The organism is Streptomyces asoensis (assembly GCF_016860545.1).
Classification (GTDB): domain Bacteria; phylum Actinomycetota; class Actinomycetes; order Streptomycetales; family Streptomycetaceae; genus Streptomyces; species Streptomyces asoensis.
In genome coordinates this window covers 69,638-85,802 of the sequence record NZ_BNEB01000006.1, presented here as the reverse complement: position 1 = coordinate 85,802, position 16,165 = coordinate 69,638, and the positions used below count along the sequence as shown (strand labels likewise).

13 protein-coding genes are annotated in these 16,165 nt (G+C 71.3%); all 13 read right to left on the bottom strand.

Going from position 1 to position 16,165, the window contains the following annotated elements; translation table 11 throughout:
- Nucleotides 1-153 precede the first annotated feature (153 nt).
- The 13 genes from Saso_RS36740 to Saso_RS36680 all read right to left on the bottom strand — a co-directional run bounded on the left by Saso_RS36740 (nt 154) and on the right by Saso_RS36680 (nt 16,156).
- Nucleotides 154-3,465 (bottom strand): LysM peptidoglycan-binding domain-containing protein, encoded by a 3,312-nt coding sequence (locus tag Saso_RS36740; protein ID WP_189928031.1) that lies wholly within the window; start codon nt 3,463-3,465, stop codon nt 154-156.
- Nucleotides 3,465-3,920 (bottom strand): pilus assembly protein TadG-related protein, encoded by a 456-nt coding sequence (locus tag Saso_RS36735; protein ID WP_189928030.1) that lies wholly within the window; start codon nt 3,918-3,920, stop codon nt 3,465-3,467. Before Saso_RS36735 ends, Saso_RS36740 begins: the two co-directional genes overlap by 1 nt.
- A complete protein-coding gene (locus Saso_RS36730) occupies nt 3,920-4,381 on the bottom strand; it encodes a TadE/TadG family type IV pilus assembly protein (RefSeq protein ID WP_189928029.1) in 462 nt (153 codons plus the stop codon). The genes Saso_RS36735 and Saso_RS36730 overlap by 1 nt, the downstream gene beginning before the upstream one ends.
- Nucleotides 4,378-4,791, bottom strand: coding sequence for a TadE/TadG family type IV pilus assembly protein (locus tag Saso_RS36725; RefSeq protein WP_268253266.1), 414 nt, complete (start codon nt 4,789-4,791; stop codon nt 4,378-4,380). The genes Saso_RS36730 and Saso_RS36725 overlap by 4 nt, the downstream gene beginning before the upstream one ends.
- Complete coding sequence (locus tag Saso_RS36720; RefSeq protein ID WP_189928028.1) at nt 4,791-5,018, bottom strand: hypothetical protein; 228 nt, start codon at nt 5,016-5,018, stop codon at nt 4,791-4,793. The genes Saso_RS36725 and Saso_RS36720 overlap by 1 nt, the downstream gene beginning before the upstream one ends.
- A gap of 46 nt (nt 5,019-5,064) precedes the next feature.
- Complete coding sequence (locus Saso_RS36715; RefSeq protein ID WP_189928027.1) at nt 5,065-5,952, bottom strand: type II secretion system F family protein; 888 nt, start codon at nt 5,950-5,952, stop codon at nt 5,065-5,067.
- On the bottom strand, nt 5,949-6,899 hold the full coding sequence (locus Saso_RS36710) for a type II secretion system F family protein (protein ID WP_189928026.1): 951 nt from the start codon (nt 6,897-6,899) through the stop codon (nt 5,949-5,951). Before Saso_RS36710 ends, Saso_RS36715 begins: the two co-directional genes overlap by 4 nt.
- Nucleotides 6,896-8,404 (bottom strand): CpaF family protein, encoded by a 1,509-nt coding sequence (locus tag Saso_RS36705; RefSeq protein ID WP_372442550.1) that lies wholly within the window; start codon nt 8,402-8,404, stop codon nt 6,896-6,898. Before Saso_RS36705 ends, Saso_RS36710 begins: the two co-directional genes overlap by 4 nt.
- A complete protein-coding gene (locus Saso_RS36700; RefSeq protein ID WP_189928025.1) occupies nt 8,394-9,221 on the bottom strand; it encodes a hypothetical protein in 828 nt (275 codons plus the stop codon). Before Saso_RS36700 ends, Saso_RS36705 begins: the two co-directional genes overlap by 11 nt.
- A complete protein-coding gene (locus Saso_RS36695; protein WP_229901582.1) occupies nt 9,221-9,838 on the bottom strand; it encodes an SAF domain-containing protein in 618 nt (205 codons plus the stop codon). Before Saso_RS36695 ends, Saso_RS36700 begins: the two co-directional genes overlap by 1 nt.
- 1,081 nt (nt 9,839-10,919) lie before the next feature.
- Entirely contained in the window at nt 10,920-11,831 is a 912-nt protein-coding gene (locus tag Saso_RS36690; protein WP_229901581.1) for a replication-relaxation family protein, read from the bottom strand.
- Nucleotides 11,828-14,443, bottom strand: a complete 2,616-nt coding sequence (locus tag Saso_RS36685; protein WP_189928023.1) for an ATP/GTP-binding protein — start codon at nt 14,441-14,443, stop codon at nt 11,828-11,830. Before Saso_RS36685 ends, Saso_RS36690 begins: the two co-directional genes overlap by 4 nt.
- Nucleotides 14,444-15,049: 606 nt before the next feature.
- Nucleotides 15,050-16,156 carry a C40 family peptidase gene (locus Saso_RS36680; RefSeq protein ID WP_189928042.1) on the bottom strand — a complete coding sequence of 369 codons (1,107 nt, stop codon included), beginning with the start codon at nt 16,154-16,156 and terminating at the stop codon, nt 15,050-15,052.
- Nucleotides 16,157-16,165: the final 9 nt, after the last annotated feature.

Below are 16,165 nucleotides of genomic sequence, written 5' to 3'. Positions count from 1 at the left end.
GGGGGGCGTGGGAGGGCCGGGAGGCCCGCTGCTGGTGGTGTGCCGTTGTGCGGTGGAGCCGGGTCGGGTGGCTGTCAGTGGGTAAGACGGCCGGGATGCGGGGCGTCCGGGTGAGGGGTGCAGGGCGGCGAACGGTGTGCATGGCGGGTGGGGTCATGGCTGATTGCCGGGGTTCAGGAGGGTGTTGATGAGGTCTTCGGTTTCCGGTTCGAGGGAGCAGTCCAGCCTCCGGTTGATGTGTTGGAGGCGAGTGATGGCGGTGTGCAGGCCTTGCCGGTTGCCTGCTGCGTGTTCGATCCGGAGCCAGTCGCGGTACAGCAGTTCTGCCGTGTCGTCGACGTCGAGTCCGGTCGTGATGGCCTGGCGTGCGGCGCTGAGGTCGTGGTGGGGGCCCGTAGCGGTGCGGTAGTTGGCCACGGTGTGGGCTGTGTCGATGATGCGCGTGATCATTTCCTGTTGGCTGGGTTCGGCCCAGGGCAGGGGTCTGCCTCCGAAGGGCTTGCCGCGTACCAGCTCGAGTGCCTCTTCCAGTTGGGGCAGGCCGGCTGGGCCCTGGGGGAGTGCGTGTTCGACGAGGTGCAGGAAGCGGCTCCAGTCGCAGCGCACGCCGGGGGCGAGGCGGTAGGGATCCTGAGCGGATTTGCGGCGGGGCACGTAGGGGTGGCCTGTGGGGTCGTTGCCCAGGGAGCGGCGCAGGTCGTGCATCCGGGCGTTGAGGGTGCTCGGTGACCAGGGGCTTAAGGGGTCCATGTCGCAGCACAGGACATCCGCGCTGCGTCCGGGTCTGAAGTAGAGCAGGGCGGCCAGTTGTGCCATTCGGGGGCCGTGGCCGGTGCTGGCGACGTCGGTGACCTGGACCGGGCCCAGAACGCGGATCTCGGGTGCGTGCAGGTCGGGGACCTCACCCACCTCCGTGTCCGGGGGTGCAGCCGGGGCGGTGCCTGCCGTGGGTGTTGCCTCGGCCGGGGCGTGGCCGGCGGTCGAAAGACGCAGCCCGGCCGGGTCGGTGGTGGCGCCGATCAGCGCCGGGAAGACGGTGCTCAGTTCTTGGGCCGGCGCGGGGCTGGGGGTGGTGTCGGCAGCGGGAACGGCGGGTTCCTGCGGCCCGTGGTGCCTGTGCGGGGGCCTGTTCTCGGGTTCGTCGGGAACGTCCTGCCAGGGGCCTTGGGCGGGATGAGCCGGTTGTGCGGACACCTTCAGCGCGGTGGTGATCTGAAGGTACGCGGCGTGAGCCAGGCGTTGCACCGTGATCTCGGTGCCGAGGTGGTCGAGATGCTGCGGTTCGTCGAGCGAGGCGTTGACGATGTCCGCGTGGGGGAAGTGTGCGGCCGCCGTGGCCGCGGGTGCGATGAGGGTGACGGGTACGGCTGCCGCTTTGTCGATGACCTCGGCGAACTCCCAGGCTGTGTCGGCGTCGAGTGCGGATGCGCACAGCAGCAGGTAGGGCTGGTGGCGGGCGTCGGGCATCTGGTGGGCTTCCAGCAGCCGTTCGCTCAGATCGCGCAGCGCGTGTGTGGCCTGGCGCATGTGGGCGATCCGTGCGGTGGGCAGCAGTTGCGGCAGGTCTTCGCCGAAACCGATCGTGACGATCTCGACGTTGCTGGCCCAGGGGCTCATGGCCAGCTCGAGGGCGAGTGAGGTGCACATCTCGGTGATGTGGACGGGGTTGCCGTCCAGCAGTACGGCGGGCATCTGGGCAAGGTTGAGCAGCAGGAGGTCGCCTGCGGTGGTGTGGCCGATGGTGACCAGGGCCGGGTAGGGCGCCGGTATCTGGCGGGCGGTGTCCTCCTCCAGAAGGGCGGCGTCTGCTGCCAGGGTCCACCAGCCGTCCTGCCCTGCCGTGAAGGGTGGCTGCGGCTCTTGCGTGAGGTCTTCGGGCAGCACCTGCACCGTGCGCGAGCCGATCTGCGCGGCCCGCAGGCGGGGCAGGCCGGCCGGGTTGCTCTGCTGTTCCAGCGTGTGGGCCAAGGTCCGCAGTGCCCTGTCGAGCCGGGCTGTTGCGTCGGGTTCGCAGGCCGCCGCCAGCTGGGCCTCTGCAGCAGAGGTCTGTGGGGTGATGGTGATCGTCTCGCCGGGTTTGCGGCGGCGGCGCTGCAGTGTCCTGCGCAGGGCGAGCGCGCTGGTGACGGCGGCGGCCAGCAGGGCCCCGGCGCCAAGAACACGGCGCAGGCTCAGCGCAGTGTCCGACGGATCCGCAGCGGAGGGCGCGGGCGCTGGGGAGGCCGGGGAAGCAGCGGCGCCGGACGGCTCAGGGGCGGAAGCGGCGGGCGAAGGAGCGCCGGCGCCGGGCCGGGGCGTGGCGGGGGCCGCTGCGGAGGGGGAACTCTGCTGCTTGCCTGGCTGCCGGGGCGGCAGGCTGCCCGACGTGCTGGGGGACGGGGGATGCGGCGCGGGTTGCGTCTCCTGGCTGGGCAGGGGTGTGTGCTCGTCCCCCGTGCCGGTGCCCGGTTTGGGGGCGGCTGGCGGAGTGCGCTCCTGGCTGCCGGCCGGGCCGTCGTCCGGCAGTCGGCCGTGCTGGCCGCCGGGCACCGTGACCTGCTGCCCCGCATAGATCACGTCGGGGTCGGCAATCACGGGCAGACCGTGCGGCTGGGGCTCGCCCCGGCTGGCCTCGAACAGCTGCGGCCATGCGTTGGCATCGCCGAGCTCCTCCTGCGCGATCGTCGACAGGTACTGGCCCGAGTGGACGGTGACGACCACATCCGCGTCGGCAGCAGACGAGGCAGCGCCTTCACCCAGCTGCGCACGGACGGAGCCGGCTGCTGGGGTGGCGGGCATGTCGAGTTGCCATCCCGGCCGCAGGAAACCGTTGGCCTTGAACACCTGGCCGTCCGCCATGATGCGGCCCTCGTTCAGGGCGGCGATCTCCCGCCACCGCTCGCCGTCCCCCAGCTGCTGTTGCGCGATGCCCCACAGGCTTTCGGCCGGCCGCCTCTCACGCACCGTGTACGAGGTGCGTTGCGCTGGCGCGCCGGGATCGGACGCTGAGACCTGAGCGGCTTCGGCCACCTGGTGGGCCTCGTCTGTGCCGGGCAGGCGGGCTGCGGTGGGGGCCGGTGCGGCCTGGGCATCGAAAGCCAGCGCCGAACTCGCGGGCAGCAGCACCAGGATGCTGCCGATCAGCAGGGCCGCAGTGCGCTGCGAGGTGCCCAGGCCCCGCGGGGCGTGCCAGGTCCGACCCCGCAGCTGGGCGATCAGTTCGCCTGCCGTGCAGAACGCGAACTGGGCCCAGCCCGCCCAGCCGGCCGCGACGAGCAGCAGCAGGAAGGCTGCGGCGGTGTCCTGCCGGTCGAGCAGGTGGGTGAGGTCGTCGTGGGTGGAGGCCCAGATGACGGGGGTGGCCCACATCAGCAGCAGGGGCAGCCCGGCGAGCGCGGCGGCCAGGACCAGCAGACTCAGAGTGGCTGTGATGACCCGGCCCAGGGTGCGGCCGGCTGCTGCGGCGGGGGAGTGGGTGGGGCGCATCAGTTTCCTTCGTCGGGTGCGGTGACGCCGTGCAGGAGGGTGGCCTTGCCCTGGCCCGTCACCGGCAGCGAGCCGATGCCGACCGCCGACAGGAACGTCGTGCTGCAGGAGCCGGTGACGGTGACGGTGAGGGTTGTGCCGTCGTCGGACACGCTGACCGTCCCGGCGGTGCCTGCGGAGCGCAGGTAGGCCAGGGCGGCAGCCTGGGCGGCCTGCGCGTCCACGACGATCGCGCGGCCGGTGATGGCCTCGGCGGGGGCGATGGCCTGTCCGCCGGCCCGGGCTGCCTCGCCGGCGATGTAGTCGGCGCGATCGAGGGCGCGCATTTTGCTGCCGCCGTCGACGGAGACACCGATGACGGCGATCAGTGCAAGCACGCACACGGCGACGAACACGGTGACACCTCCCCGGTCACCTCGAGCAGTGCGGTTCGCTCCGGGCTGCCGCACGGACATCACCCACCTCGCTGCCGGTACTGGTCCACCACCGAGGTGGCGGTCGAGGTGAGCGTGCGGGTCCCCGGCATGCCGGGCAGCAGCAGATCCGACAGGTTGACGGTGCACGTCACGGTCACGGTGACGGTGCCTACCTGGCCGACCGGCACGCTCAGGGCGCTGGCGTTGACGCTGACGGATGTCGAGGCGCAGGCGATGCCCTGGTCGTGGAGGGATTCCTCGGCCGCCGCGTGCGCACCGCGGTGGGCGGCCGCCGCCGTGCGGTGCAAGGACGCCTGCCGTGCGGCGTCCTGCGCTGCGGCGTCGATCTTCGCCCCTGACGTGACCAGGCGTCCTCCGGCGATGGCCAGACACACAAACATGATCAGCGAGGGGACGATGACGGCTGCTTCGACGGCGGCGCTGCCCTCGTCACCACCGAGCCTGCGAACCCGTCGGGGCGCGCGGTGCAAGGCGTTCATTCGGCCGGCTCCGTCCAGCGCTCCACAGGGCCGGAAGCCGACTGGGTCACCTGCAGGCCCGAGACGCCGGGGATCATCGACATGGCCGTGCCCGATACGTGCACCCGCACCCGCTGGCCGTCGCTGCTGACCGAAACGCTGTAGCCGAGCAGGCTGTCGCCTGCCGTGCGCCCGAGCACCTGCCGTGCCCTAGCCGCGCCCTCGGCCGGGCCCAACTGGTAGGAGCGGGCCGCAGTGAGGCCCTCGCGAGCAGCTGTCAGGGCGATCTGGCGTGCGTAGTACCACATCGAAGCCTGGATGACGGCCACCGTGGTCAGCAGCACGAAGGGGAAGACGATCGCCATCTGGAGGGAGGCGTCACCGCGGTCGTCACCGCTGCGCCGCTGCCACCAGTACTTCAGCGGCTGCATCACAGCCCGGAGAGCTTGCCGTTGTACTTGCCGACCACGATGGCGATGGTCCCGGCGATCAGCACGGCGCCGGCGACGGCGGCCACCCAGATGATGACGGTGGTGATGCTGATGTCACCGCTGTCGGGGCGGCGGGCCCGTTCCTGCCGGCCTTCTTCCAGCCGCGCAGCCGCCCATTGCGCCGCGCCGGCCAGCGCCCTGTGTAAACGCATTGCGGTGTGTTTCATGGGGCTCCTCCACATGAGGGTCAACGGCTTGGACCGAGGGGTGAGGTCACACGGTGAGCATGCGGATCACCGCAGGGAAGGCCATCAAGAGCATGACCAGCACGGCGAGCAGGGCTCCCGGAGCGGTCATCTTCTCGCTGGCGGCATTGGCTTCTGCGGCTTGATCGGCCAGCAGCTCGCTGCTGAGCGCTGCGCTGCGGGCCCGCAGAGCTTTGTAGACGGCAGCACCGTCGGTGGCCGAGCCCCGCATGATGTCGGCGACGTCGTCCAGGACGGGCAGGTCGTACGCGGCGGCCAGTTCGCTGAGCGCCTGGTACGGGGGAATCTTCTCCAGCCGGGCCCGACGCAGTGCCCCTTGCAGGTACAGGAAGGGCCAGCCGCGGCCGACATCGGCGGCCTTTTCCAGAGCTTGTGCGGGACCGGCGTCGGCGGCCCGCTTGAGCGCGACCAGGTCCAGGTAGGCGGACAGCGCGTGCAGGAACTCCTGCCGGGCCCGCTTGGCCTGGTCGCGTACCGCCAGATCGGGAGTGAGGAACAGCACTCCCGCCAGCAGGAGTCCGACGGCGGCCGGCACATAGAACGGCAGGGAGACCCCTGCAATGATCCACGGAATGGCGGCGATCACCGGGCAGAGCAGCCCGAGCCCGGCCAGCGCCGTCTTCTTCAGCATGAACTGGCCCGGGCCCTGCCCCAGCAGCGCCAAGTCCGTCGCCGGGATCCTCACACCGGGCACACGGCCCAGGCGCTCCAGCAGCCACCGTCCCCACCGCTCCTCGCGCTCCGGCTCCGCTTGCACGGCGGCGGCGAGCGTGGCCGGTGCGCTGCGGGTGAGAGCGGGCCCCAACGCGGGCTGGAAGGCAAGGAGTTCACGCATCAGCAAGGCGAGACCTGCGCCGGCGGCAGTGCCGGCCGCCACGGCGGGAAACAGGTTCACGACGGGAGTCCTTCCTGCGCGCGGCCGGCGGCGTCGGCGGACGCCTTTGGTGTCGGTGCGGGCAGCCGGACCGTGCTCGCAGCGTCGGTGATCAAAAAGCGGGGAATGCGGCGGAAGAGGCCCAGCTGCCGCATCAGGGCGAGCACACCGATGAAGCCGGCTGTCGCGAGGGCGAGGACGAGCTGACCGAGCAGCGTGGCGTACGGCGCGGTGTAGGACGGCACGAAGAACCCGGCCACCACGATGCCCGCGGTGATGAAGGTCATCCACCGCACCGTCGTCCTGGACTTGGCCCTGTCCGCCTCGACTTTCCGCTTGCCTGCGACCTCCTCGCGGACGGTGCCCGCCAGATCCTCCAAGGCCTGGGCCAGACCGGGGCCGCGGTCGTTGACCGACAGCAACAGGGCTGCGACCACCTTGTCCGCGGTGACGTCGTCCAGCTCGTCACCGAAGGCACGCAGCGCCGGCTCCGGCCGCCAGCCCAGACGCAGCCGGTCGGACAGATTGGTGATCTGCGTGGCGAGCTCGTCCGGCGCGCCCTTGCGGCTGGTCATCATCGCCTGTTCCACCCCCATGCCGAGCCGGAGCAGGCCGGCCAGACGCTGAGTCCACTCACTCAAGGCCTCCAGCTGGCCGATGCGTTCCTGCGCCCTGTAAGCGGGGGCGATCAGCCAGGGCACACCGATCACCGCCGTGCCCAGCAGCGCACCGCCCACAAAGTTTCCCGAGACCAGCCACACGAGCGCGAACACGAGCACGGACGCACCTGTCAGGGTCCGCTGCCGCAGCCGGGCCTGAGCACCCCTTTCCTTTCCGGCGCGCAAGGCCTGCCACCGCTGCCGCAGCGGAGCCCGGCGCGGCGCCGTCGTACCCACCAGGCCCGCGACGACGCCGATCAGCCCGCCCATCACGGCCATGCCGCACCACAGCCCCCACAGCAAGGTCATCGGCCAGCCCTCACCTTCAGCGGCAAAGGAGCCTGCCAGGCTCCGTAGCACTGCTGCAGCAGCGCCGAGTCGAAGCCGACACGGCGCAGGTCGTCGACGCAGCCGGGGTCCATCCGCGGCACGGCACGCAGCTCACCGAAGTCCAGCCCGGGGGAGAAGACCTCGTTCGTGGCGGGGCGGCCGGACTCGCCGATCCCGGTCAGCTCCAGCACGTGGGAGACGTAACGGTGGCGGCGTCCGCCGATCTGCGTCTCGTCCGTCATGTCGACGTACACGATGAAGTCCAGGCCGTTTGCTGTCTGCCGGTAGGCGAGCTGCTCCGACAGGTTGCCCTGGGCGAGCGCATACAGCTCGGCGATCCGGTCAAAGATGATGTCCGGGCGACGCGCGTGGATGGTGCACAGGTTGCCGCCCGAGCCGTTGGTGAGCGCCTGCATCATGGCGACGACTTCCGGGCCGCGGACCTCGCCGACCACGATCCGCTCCAGCGACATCCGCAGCGCCGGATGCATCAGATCCAGCAGGGTGACCTCCCCGGCGCCGCGGCCGGTGAGGTCCTTCTCCCCGTTGGACTCCCGCCCGATCAGGGAGACGACCTGGCGGTGGTGGCCGCTTGTGTGGGCGAACAGCTCGTCCTCGGTCTGCAGGGTGGCGAACCGTGTCTGGGCAGGGAACTCCTTGAGCATCGCCCTGAGCAGCGTGGTCTTCCCGGCCTTCTGCTTTCCCGCGATCATGATGTTCTTCTCTGCGCGCACACACGCGCCGAGGAACTCGCGCAGGATGGGATCGATCGTGCCCAGCCGCACCAGGTCGTCGAGATCGGCCTGGGAAACCCGGTGACGGCGGATGACCGCGTATGTCATGGGCCCCAGTCCGGTGATGGCCTGAAGGCGCGAGCCGTCCTGCAAGGACAGCGCCAGGGTGGGATGAGCTGTGGAGATGGTGCGCTCGCTGTGTCCCGAACTCCTTGCCAACTCCCGCAGCAGCTCGAGCAGTTCTTCTTCCGACTCTGCGATCGCGCCGACCATGCGGCGTTCACCGTTGCCGTAGTCGAGCCACACCTCACCCGGACCCTGGATGATGATGTCCTCGACCCGCTCGTCGTCCAAGTACGGCTGGAGCCGGCCAGCCCGGAAGAGCAGGTCGTAGACCGCACGCCGCAATGCCTCATCGGCCTGCGGCCCCATCGCGTGAGCGTCCGACCACAAGGCGACGGCCTCATTGATCCAGTCCAGGCAACGCTGCTCTTCGCTCGCCCGGTCCATCGCGGGCGTCGTCTTCAGCAACTCCTCGCGCTGCTTGGCGACCTGGCCCGCGATCTGCCGGGCGACCTCGTAATCGACGCTGGCCCGAGGCGCCGCGGCACCGAGCAGCTGCCTGCTTGAGGCAGCACCAGGCGCGGCCGGCGGGCTGCCGTTCGCCTGCGGCGGCCGCGGCCGCCGCAGCGGGGGCGGGCCGGGAACCGCGGCGACGATGGGATCGGTGTGCAGGGGCTTACCGCGCACGGTTCACCCCGTGACCTGCGCCGTGCCGGCCGGCCGGATCCAGGCGCGCCCGCCGCAGTGCAGCGTGCTGCATCAGCAGCGTGCCGCTGGTCCTGGCGGCCTTCATCAGCGGTGACCTGGTGAAGTGACGCGGCTGCTCGGCTCCGTCGGACAGCACCCGGGCGTCCTTCGGCGTGTACGGCAGGCTCGCCACTACCGGCACCTGCAGCACGCGCTGCACCTCGCCCGCCGGATACGGCCCTTCACCGATGACCACCAGCCCGACGTCCCCGACCCGCTCCAGCAGGGCGCGCACCCGGCCCTGCGCCGCCTGCAGGCAGCGCAGCGTATTGCGCACCACCACCAGCACCGCGTCGGCCTGCTCGGCCAGCACGCCGCACGCTCCGAAAGCCCCGGTTCGGCCCAGGTCGATCAGGACGTCGTGTCCGTGCTCGGCGTCGATGCCGCGGAAGATGACCCCCAGTGCCTTCCATACCGGCTCCAGGCTCGCCGCCTGAGAAGGATCGCTGAGGCCCGGAAGCAGCAGCCGGTCACGCGGCGCATCCTGCGCGCCGTCCTCGCCGCTCAAATCGATCAGCTGACGCCAGAAGGCGTCGCCGAGGTCGCCCTGGCGGGCGGCGACGGAGAGGTTGCGCAGTCCGTAGCGGTCGCCGAGGGTGCCTTGTAGCAGGCCGTGCAGCACGGCCCCGCCGTCCGGATCGCACTCGGCCAGGACCAGCCGCCGGCCCGGTGCCAGGGGCCAGGACAGCAGCAGGGCGAGTGCGCTCGTGGTCACTCCCGGCGCACCACTGCAGCCCGCCAGGGCGATGACAGCCATCAGCTGCCGTCCGCAGCGGCGAGGACCAGACGTAAGGTGCCGGCGGCCACCCAGGCGGCTGCCGTGGGGCCGTCGGCAGCGGACGTGGCGACGTCAACCACCATGATCCCGGTGCCGGGCGCGGCTCCCGAGGCCTTCACGACCCGCCCGGCGATGGTGCGGGGCGCGGCGGGGGGTGTCTGGCCGGTGTCCGCCGCCGACTGGGCCGGCACCTGTACCAGTTGGACCTTCTGCCCCGGTACCAGCGCGGTGGCAGGGATCTGCTTGGGCTCCAGCCCGATCGGTACCAACTGCTCACCCGTCTTGACCAGCGAGTCTTTCGTCACCTGCGACGGTGCCAGGAGAGAGCCGGGTCTGAGTTCCACGGCAGCGCGTTGGCCCACCACCAGGTCCAGGTCGTCACTGCGCACCGTTTTGACCGCGGGGTCCAGGGCGATCGAGGCGGTGCCCAGGTCGCCTTCCGTGAGGACCTGGCCGACCTGGACGTCGCGCACCACGGTCACCACTTCGGTGCGGTCGCCGACCTGGAGCAGCAGTACCGCGGCACCGGCCCCGCCGGCACCGATCAGTGCGAGCGACAGTGCGATGACACCCGGCCGGCGCCTGCGAGCCGACACCCGCGGCGGGGCCACAGGGCGGGCAACGCGATGCTGGTGAACGTTGCTTGGTGCGGCGTCGGCGCGTGCGCGGGGCCTGCTCAATTCCTCATCCTTTCGAGACAGTGGCTGCTGTGATCTGGATCGGCCGGTGCGGTCTGCGGCGGGGAAGCAGGCGGTGACTTGGCTGGCGTGTGCTGCAGGGGCTGCAGCTCTTGGAGCCGGTGCTGTGCGGTGCGAGGGATGCGACGGGCGGGCGATGTGCCCGGCGTGTCACGGCTGTCTCCTCGCGTGCACACCCTGACGGGCGTCTGCTTCCTGGGGGGGTGTGGGCTGGACTCGTGGTGCTGCAGGCCGGTTGTGTGGTGAGTGCCTTTGCGCAACGACAAGCTATGCATATGCCTGCGGGCGGCCTCGAGGGTTTGTTTGTCAACCCGGCTGCCGGTGTTGGCTTTTGGCTGTGCAGGTCAGGTGTGCGTGATGGTGCTGCGGCGGGGTGTCGTGGCGTGTGGGCTGGTGTGCTGCGGGCCGGATTGAGGGGATTTCTGTGGGGTGTTCCGGTGCTTCAGCGGCGTCGGCTCCCTGTGCGGGGTGCGTGACGGGCCGGGGCTGGGGCCCTTGGTGCTGCTGGGGTGAGTGAGGTGAAGTGGCCGGAATGGGGTGGGGGAAACGGACCGGCTGCCCCTGTTCCGTGCCGGAGTGGGGGACCGGGCGGTGATGTGCCGGGTTCGGTTCGGCGGGGGTGAAGGGCGGCCAGACGATGATCATGTCTGCGTCGAGGGTGACTCGCCGGTCGGGGAACCGGCGGCGTAACTCGTTGAGGTCGGTCAGGTCGTAGTCTCCGGCCCCCTGCAGTACCCATGCGTCCCCGACCTGGCTGACGGACCGGGTCGGGGTGGACGGCGTCTGGCTCCAGCTGTCTTCGCCCTGGCGAATCGCGTTGCTCACCGGCTTCATCTGGCTTCTCCCATATCTCTTCGGGCGGGACGGTTGTCCGCCGCCCTTGCGGTGTGCAGCCGTAAACTATCTGTTCGCTAATGTGAAGTCGAGTGGGTTGTGGGGCTGTTGCAGGGCTGCGACATTCCTTCACCCTCTGCTGGTGTCACAGCTCGGTCCACGGCCGTGGCGTGCCGCCCAGGAGGGGCGTCCACACCCTGCTGGAGGGCCCGCGCAGTTCGAGGTCGTCCAGGACTGCCGCGCCCAGCGGTACCTGCCGGGCGAGGGCATTGACGAGCGGATGCTGGGCGGTCATGGCCTGCAGGTCGCTGATGCGGTGGCTCAGGACGGTGCGGGAGGCGCCGGTCAGTACGAACAGCACCCGGGGAAAGACGGGGTACCAGCGCAGCCATGCGGGCCCGGCGAGGGTTTGCGCGCGGTGCCGGCGGCCGGCGGGCTGCGACTGGCAGGACCACAGGCGTGCGTACTCGATGAGCTTGGAGGCGAGGCGTTCGCTGCCCATGGTGCTCCGGTCGATCTCGGCGAACGCCCGCAGCTTGGTGCGCTGTTCGCCGCGGTTGAGTGTGTAGCGCAGGACCGCGTCGGCGATGAGGCGCTCGCCGTCGCCGAGCGGGTGGGAGACCTCGGGGGTCCAGTCGAGGGGGCCGTGTTCGTCGCCGTGACGGCGGGCATCGGTGACGAAGGCCAGGTGGGTGCGGACGACGGTCAGCGTGTGGGGGGTTTTCAGCGAGGCAGCCGTGGCGGTGGTGATCGGGTACGGGGGGCGGCCGCGCAGGGCGGGCAAGTCACGGGTGAGACGGGCGCCTTCGCCGGTGAGGTACCAGGCGCGGGCTCCGTTCGATCGGGCCAGCACGGTGTATCCGACCAGCTGGCGGCGGCGCAGTGTGTTGAGGGGGTGGGAGATGGCCTGCCGGCTGGCGTGGGGGCGCAACAGGGTATGGAGCTGGCTGGTGGTCGCCATGCGGTGCTGGGCGAGTGCGGTCAGGAGCTGGTGGGGAAGCGGTTCGAGAGGGCTGGGAGTGTGCCTGGCCTGTACAGGGGGCGCGGGAGTGGTCACTGGTATCCCTTCTGTTCGGGGGGCGTTGTGGGCAGGGCGGGGGTGTGCTGGGTGAGGAAGCGGCTGACGCGGGCGAGCTGGTCGGCGGCTCGGGCCGTGAGCTGATCGAGCGGGGCCGTGCCGGCCGTGGCCTGGGCTGAGCGCAGCAGGGCCGTGCTCTGGCGGGGGCGGGCGTACGCGGCGAAGACGGTGTCGAGGTGCACGCCGGTGATCTGGACGGGGCCGACGCGCCGGCCGTGAACGGTCAGCGACATGTAGTGCTCGTAACGGTCCAGGGCGGCGACATGGGCAGGGCTGGGATGCTCGCCCCACTCGGCGGTGACGGCGGCGATGGCGGACTGCGAGCCGGCGGTGGAGGCGAGGGTGGAGGCGTTCTGCACCAAAGACAGGCGCACCGGGGTGGGCAGGCGGGCCAGGAGCTGGGTCATACCGTGGACGTGGACGCGGTATTTGCGGAAGTCCTCGAACATTGCGGCGATCGTTTCCGGGGCTGCCCCGGTGAGAGTGATGAGCTCGTCGAAGTAGGCGCGGAAGGGGACGCGCCGGCTTACGGGGCTGTCGCGGCGCGAGCGTACGGCGCGCAGCAGATCCCGGGCCAGGAGCGCGGTGATCAGGCGGTCGGTGGGCCCGTTGCCGCCCGGGCACACCCACACGATCATTTCCGAGTCCATCGCGGCGCGGATGTTGTAGACGCCGGCCGGCTGGCCGAGGAACGCGCGGGTGACGGGGTTGGCGGCGAGGCGGGCGATCGGGTTGAGGACCACGGCGAAGGAGTCGGCGGGCAGGGTGGGGAACACCGTCTGCCACCAGGAGCAGGTCTCCTCATCGAGGCGCCCCTGGACCCCGGCGAGCGCCGCGCTGCGAAAGAGCGGATCGGTGAGCAGGGCCCGCACGTGGAAGATGGTGCTCTGGGCTTCGCACTGGCCGGCTTGGCAGGCGGTTTCGTTGAGGGCGACCAGCACGGCCAGGGCGGCGGTGAGGATGGTCAGCGCGCGTGGTGCGCTGGCGTCGTCCCAGCCGAGCGCGGAGGCGAAGGTGTCGGCGGTGGCCTCGACGACCTCGTGCGCGCGCTGGCCCTGGTGCATGCCGAGCGGGTTCCAGCAACTGACCTGCGGAGTGGGTCCGTGGGCGTTGAGGTCGATGAGAGCGATGCGCTGCATCAGCGTGTCGTGGGCCAGGAACGGCAGGGCGCGGGGCCAGGAGTCGCGGTGCGGGTCGACGAACATCAGCCCGCCGCCGGCGTGCGCCCAGCCGATCGCCTGAGCGAGGGCGCGTTCGGTCTTTCCGCCGCCCGCCTTGCCCACGCCGACTTCGAACAGCGTCTCGTCGGCGTGGCTGGCGACCAGGCGCCGGCGGCCGTCGGGGGCGCGGTAGATGCCCTGCAGCAGCAACTGGGGGTTGTCGAACTCGAAGGTGGGCAGGTCCGCGGCGAGCAGCGGCAGCCGGCAGTGCACGGTGGGGGGCTTGAGCAGGCCGGTCAGTTCCTCCAGGCGTACCCAGTTCGGTCGGGGCGGCTGGCAGTGCCCCAGCTGCCAACGGCGCTCGAAACCGCGCCGGCTGGGCCAGCGGTCCGCCCCGAACCGCCAGGGGCCCACACTCCAGCCGCGCATCGCCCACCGCGAGCCGCCGCCGAACACGTCGAAGGCGGCCTGCAGCTGCGCGAGCCGTGCCTGGGCCCGCCCTTGGGTGTTCGACGCGCACATCACGAGCAGCTGCACACGTACCAGGTGGTCGTCGTCAGCGAGCTTGCCCAGCGCCTCCTGGGGACCCACTCGGCGCGCAACCGGTGGCACGACCAGACGGCGGCCGCCCCCGCTTGGCTTGCCGCTGATGAGATGCTGCAGCTGCCAGGCGAAGGAGTCCTCGCCTGCGTCATGGCGCACCCACTTGGCGGAGCGCTGTGCCTCACGGCGCTCTTTGCGGCGGGCGTCCGCCATCAGCTGCCCACGGCGCGCACGCAGCACCCACTTGGGAGAGCGCTGGATGTCGAGCCGCACCTCGGCCAGGTCACCCAGTTCCGTACGCAGGTCGCACACGGCATCGATCAGCGGCTGCAACGGGTCCGGGTCCAGCGGCACCTCGCGCAGCGGCGCCGTCGGCTTGCCGCGCAGGATGAACTCCGCCCGCACCACATGCTCACGCGGCTTGTCGGCGAGGGGACGGGCCCGCTGCACGGTGACGGCCGGCCCGAAGGGAGTGATCGACAGCAGGCGTTCGCCGCCGGCGGGTCCCTCGATCCGGTAGCGCAGCGCACGGGAGCCGTCGGCACGCAGCCGGATCTGTACGGCTTTGGAGCGGCGCGGCGCCCACCACGGCATGCTCGTCGAGGCCCGGGCGAGCTGGACCCCACGGCGGAAGATCTCCTCCAGGCCGGGGTCGAAGTGCCGCTCCGCTACGAGCTCCAGCGCCATCCGCTCGGCCGAGGCCTTGCGTGCCAGGTGGCGCACCACCGCCTCGCTCACGGCCCAGGCAGCGGCGGCTGCCGCCGCCAGCGCATACCAGTGGGCGATCACCCAGGCGGCCGTGTGGAGCAGGGCGGTGAACAGAGCGAAGAGCGGGCCGGACGCGGATGCGATGGCTTGGGCGGTCAGGCAGGAGGCAGCACAGTCCACGTGGATGCTCCTTTCGCCGATGTGCGGGTGAAGTACCAGTCGGTGAGGCGGCGGTCGTGAAGGTGCCGGCGCGGTCCGTGCCCGCCCACACCAGATGCACCACGGCCCTGTCGGGGCTGTTGTCGCTGCGGGCGATGGCAGCCTGGATCCGGAAACCGGCGGTGGCGAACGCCGGCGCGGTGCTCTGGTGCGGGCCGCCGAAGAGCGCGGGCCACCGGGCGCGGCCGACGCCGGTGGCGTCGGCCCGCAGCAGGTCCCGCCCCGCCCGAAGGAGGCTGCGCTCGTCGCCGTCAGGAAGGTCGGCGGGCCAGGCCTCCTGCAGTGACGTCTGGATGGCTGCATCACCGGCCACACCCTCGCCGGGCGGCGCCGGCGCGGGCACACCGGCCGCCTGCGCCGGTGCGGGGGAGACCGTGGCAGAGGAGGTGGCAACGTTCTCCGGCGGGCGCCCGCCGGAGAACGGCGCCGTGGGCACGGCAGAGCGCGGTGGAGCCGAGATGGCGGGTGTACTCGGCCTATCAGGAACCGTCAGCAGGGCCGTTCCTGCCACGGCCAGGGCCGCGGTGGCGAGCAGCAGCAGGCGCGGCGAGCGCGCCGAGGGTGTGGTCATAGCAGCCGGGCCCCTCCCGCGTATCCCGGCATGGCGCTGACCGCGTCCAGGCGGACCACGGCGCCCGGCCTGGGGGCGTTGATCATCTGGCCGCCGCCGAGGTAGATCCCAACGTGATAGATCGTCGCGTCGCGGCCGGGGGCGTCAGCGAAGAAGACAAGGTCACCGGGCGCGAGCGCGCCGACGCCGAGCCGGGCGGGGATCCGCCTGCCTGCTTCGGCCTGGGCGGCCGCGGTGCGCGCAAGCCGGACGCCGGCCTGGGCGTAGGCATACAGGGTCAGCCCCGAGCAGTCGAAGCCCTTGATGGCGGTGCCGCTCTTGCCGCCGGGTGAGCAGCACAGGCCGTAGGACGCGCCCTGGGCGTTGCCGCCGCCCCACGAGTAGGGCACGCCCCGCTGGGCGAGGGCGGTCTCGATGACGGTGCGGACCTTTGCGGAAGTGTTGTTCAGGCGGGGGCCGTTGGGGGCGGCCGTGTACTGGTCGATGAAGCCCAGCACGTCCTCCAGGTATGCGGTGGAGTGGTTGTACTGCAAGATCGCGGCCCTCAGCTGGGGGCGCTTGGTCAGGTCACGGCCGTTGCCGCACAGGTAGACGGCGGCACCGAGCGCGGCGTCGTCGGCGTTGTGCGGATCGGCGCTGGTGTCCCCGTTGGCGTCCTTGCCGATGTCCTGCCAGGTGGAGGGCAGGAACTGAAAGGGCCCCACCGCGCGCTCCCCGGTGGCGGTGCCGTCCCAGGTGCCGCCGTCGGTGTCAGGGAGGGCCGTGGTGTTGCCGCCGGCCCCAGAGCCGTTGAGGAGCACTCCGTAGATCTTCGGGCGGATGTCTCCGTTGGCGGCGATGCTCCGGCCGATGGCGTGGTTGGACTCGACCTTGGCGATTCCGGCCAGGATCGGCCAGCGCATGCCCTTGCACGCCGGCACGTGCCGGCCGGCCTGCGTGGCGGCCTTCTTGTAGGCGGCCAGCATCCGCGCCGGGATGCCGGCCGTCGTGCCACCGCCGGTGATCGCGCCGCTGTCTCGCAGGCCGGCCTCCATCGCGGCGTAGGCGCTGAGCGCCTGGGAGAGGGGAGCCGCGCAGCACACGGCGCCGAACAGCAGCAGCATGATCACGCC

What these genes read in the sequence shown, in the direction of transcription:
- Saso_RS36740 (WP_189928031.1), bottom strand. Translation starts at nt 3,465, where the DNA reads ATGCGCCCCACCCACTCCCCCGCCGCAGCAGCCGGCCGCACCCTGGGC.
- Saso_RS36735 (WP_189928030.1), bottom strand. Translation starts at nt 3,920, where the DNA reads ATGTCCGTGCGGCAGCCCGGAGCGAACCGCACTGCTCGAGGTGACCGG.
- Saso_RS36730 (WP_189928029.1), bottom strand. Translation starts at nt 4,381, where the DNA reads ATGAACGCCTTGCACCGCGCGCCCCGACGGGTTCGCAGGCTCGGTGGT.
- Saso_RS36725 (WP_268253266.1), bottom strand. Translation starts at nt 4,791, where the DNA reads ATGCAGCCGCTGAAGTACTGGTGGCAGCGGCGCAGCGGTGACGACCGC.
- Saso_RS36720 (WP_189928028.1), bottom strand. Translation starts at nt 5,018, where the DNA reads ATGAAACACACCGCAATGCGTTTACACAGGGCGCTGGCCGGCGCGGCG.
- Saso_RS36710 (WP_189928026.1), bottom strand. Translation starts at nt 6,899, where the DNA reads ATGACCTTGCTGTGGGGGCTGTGGTGCGGCATGGCCGTGATGGGCGGG.
- Saso_RS36700 (WP_189928025.1), bottom strand. Translation starts at nt 9,221, where the DNA reads ATGGCTGTCATCGCCCTGGCGGGCTGCAGTGGTGCGCCGGGAGTGACC.
- Saso_RS36680 (WP_189928042.1), bottom strand. Translation starts at nt 16,156, where the DNA reads ATGCTGCTGCTGTTCGGCGCCGTGTGCTGCGCGGCTCCCCTCTCCCAG.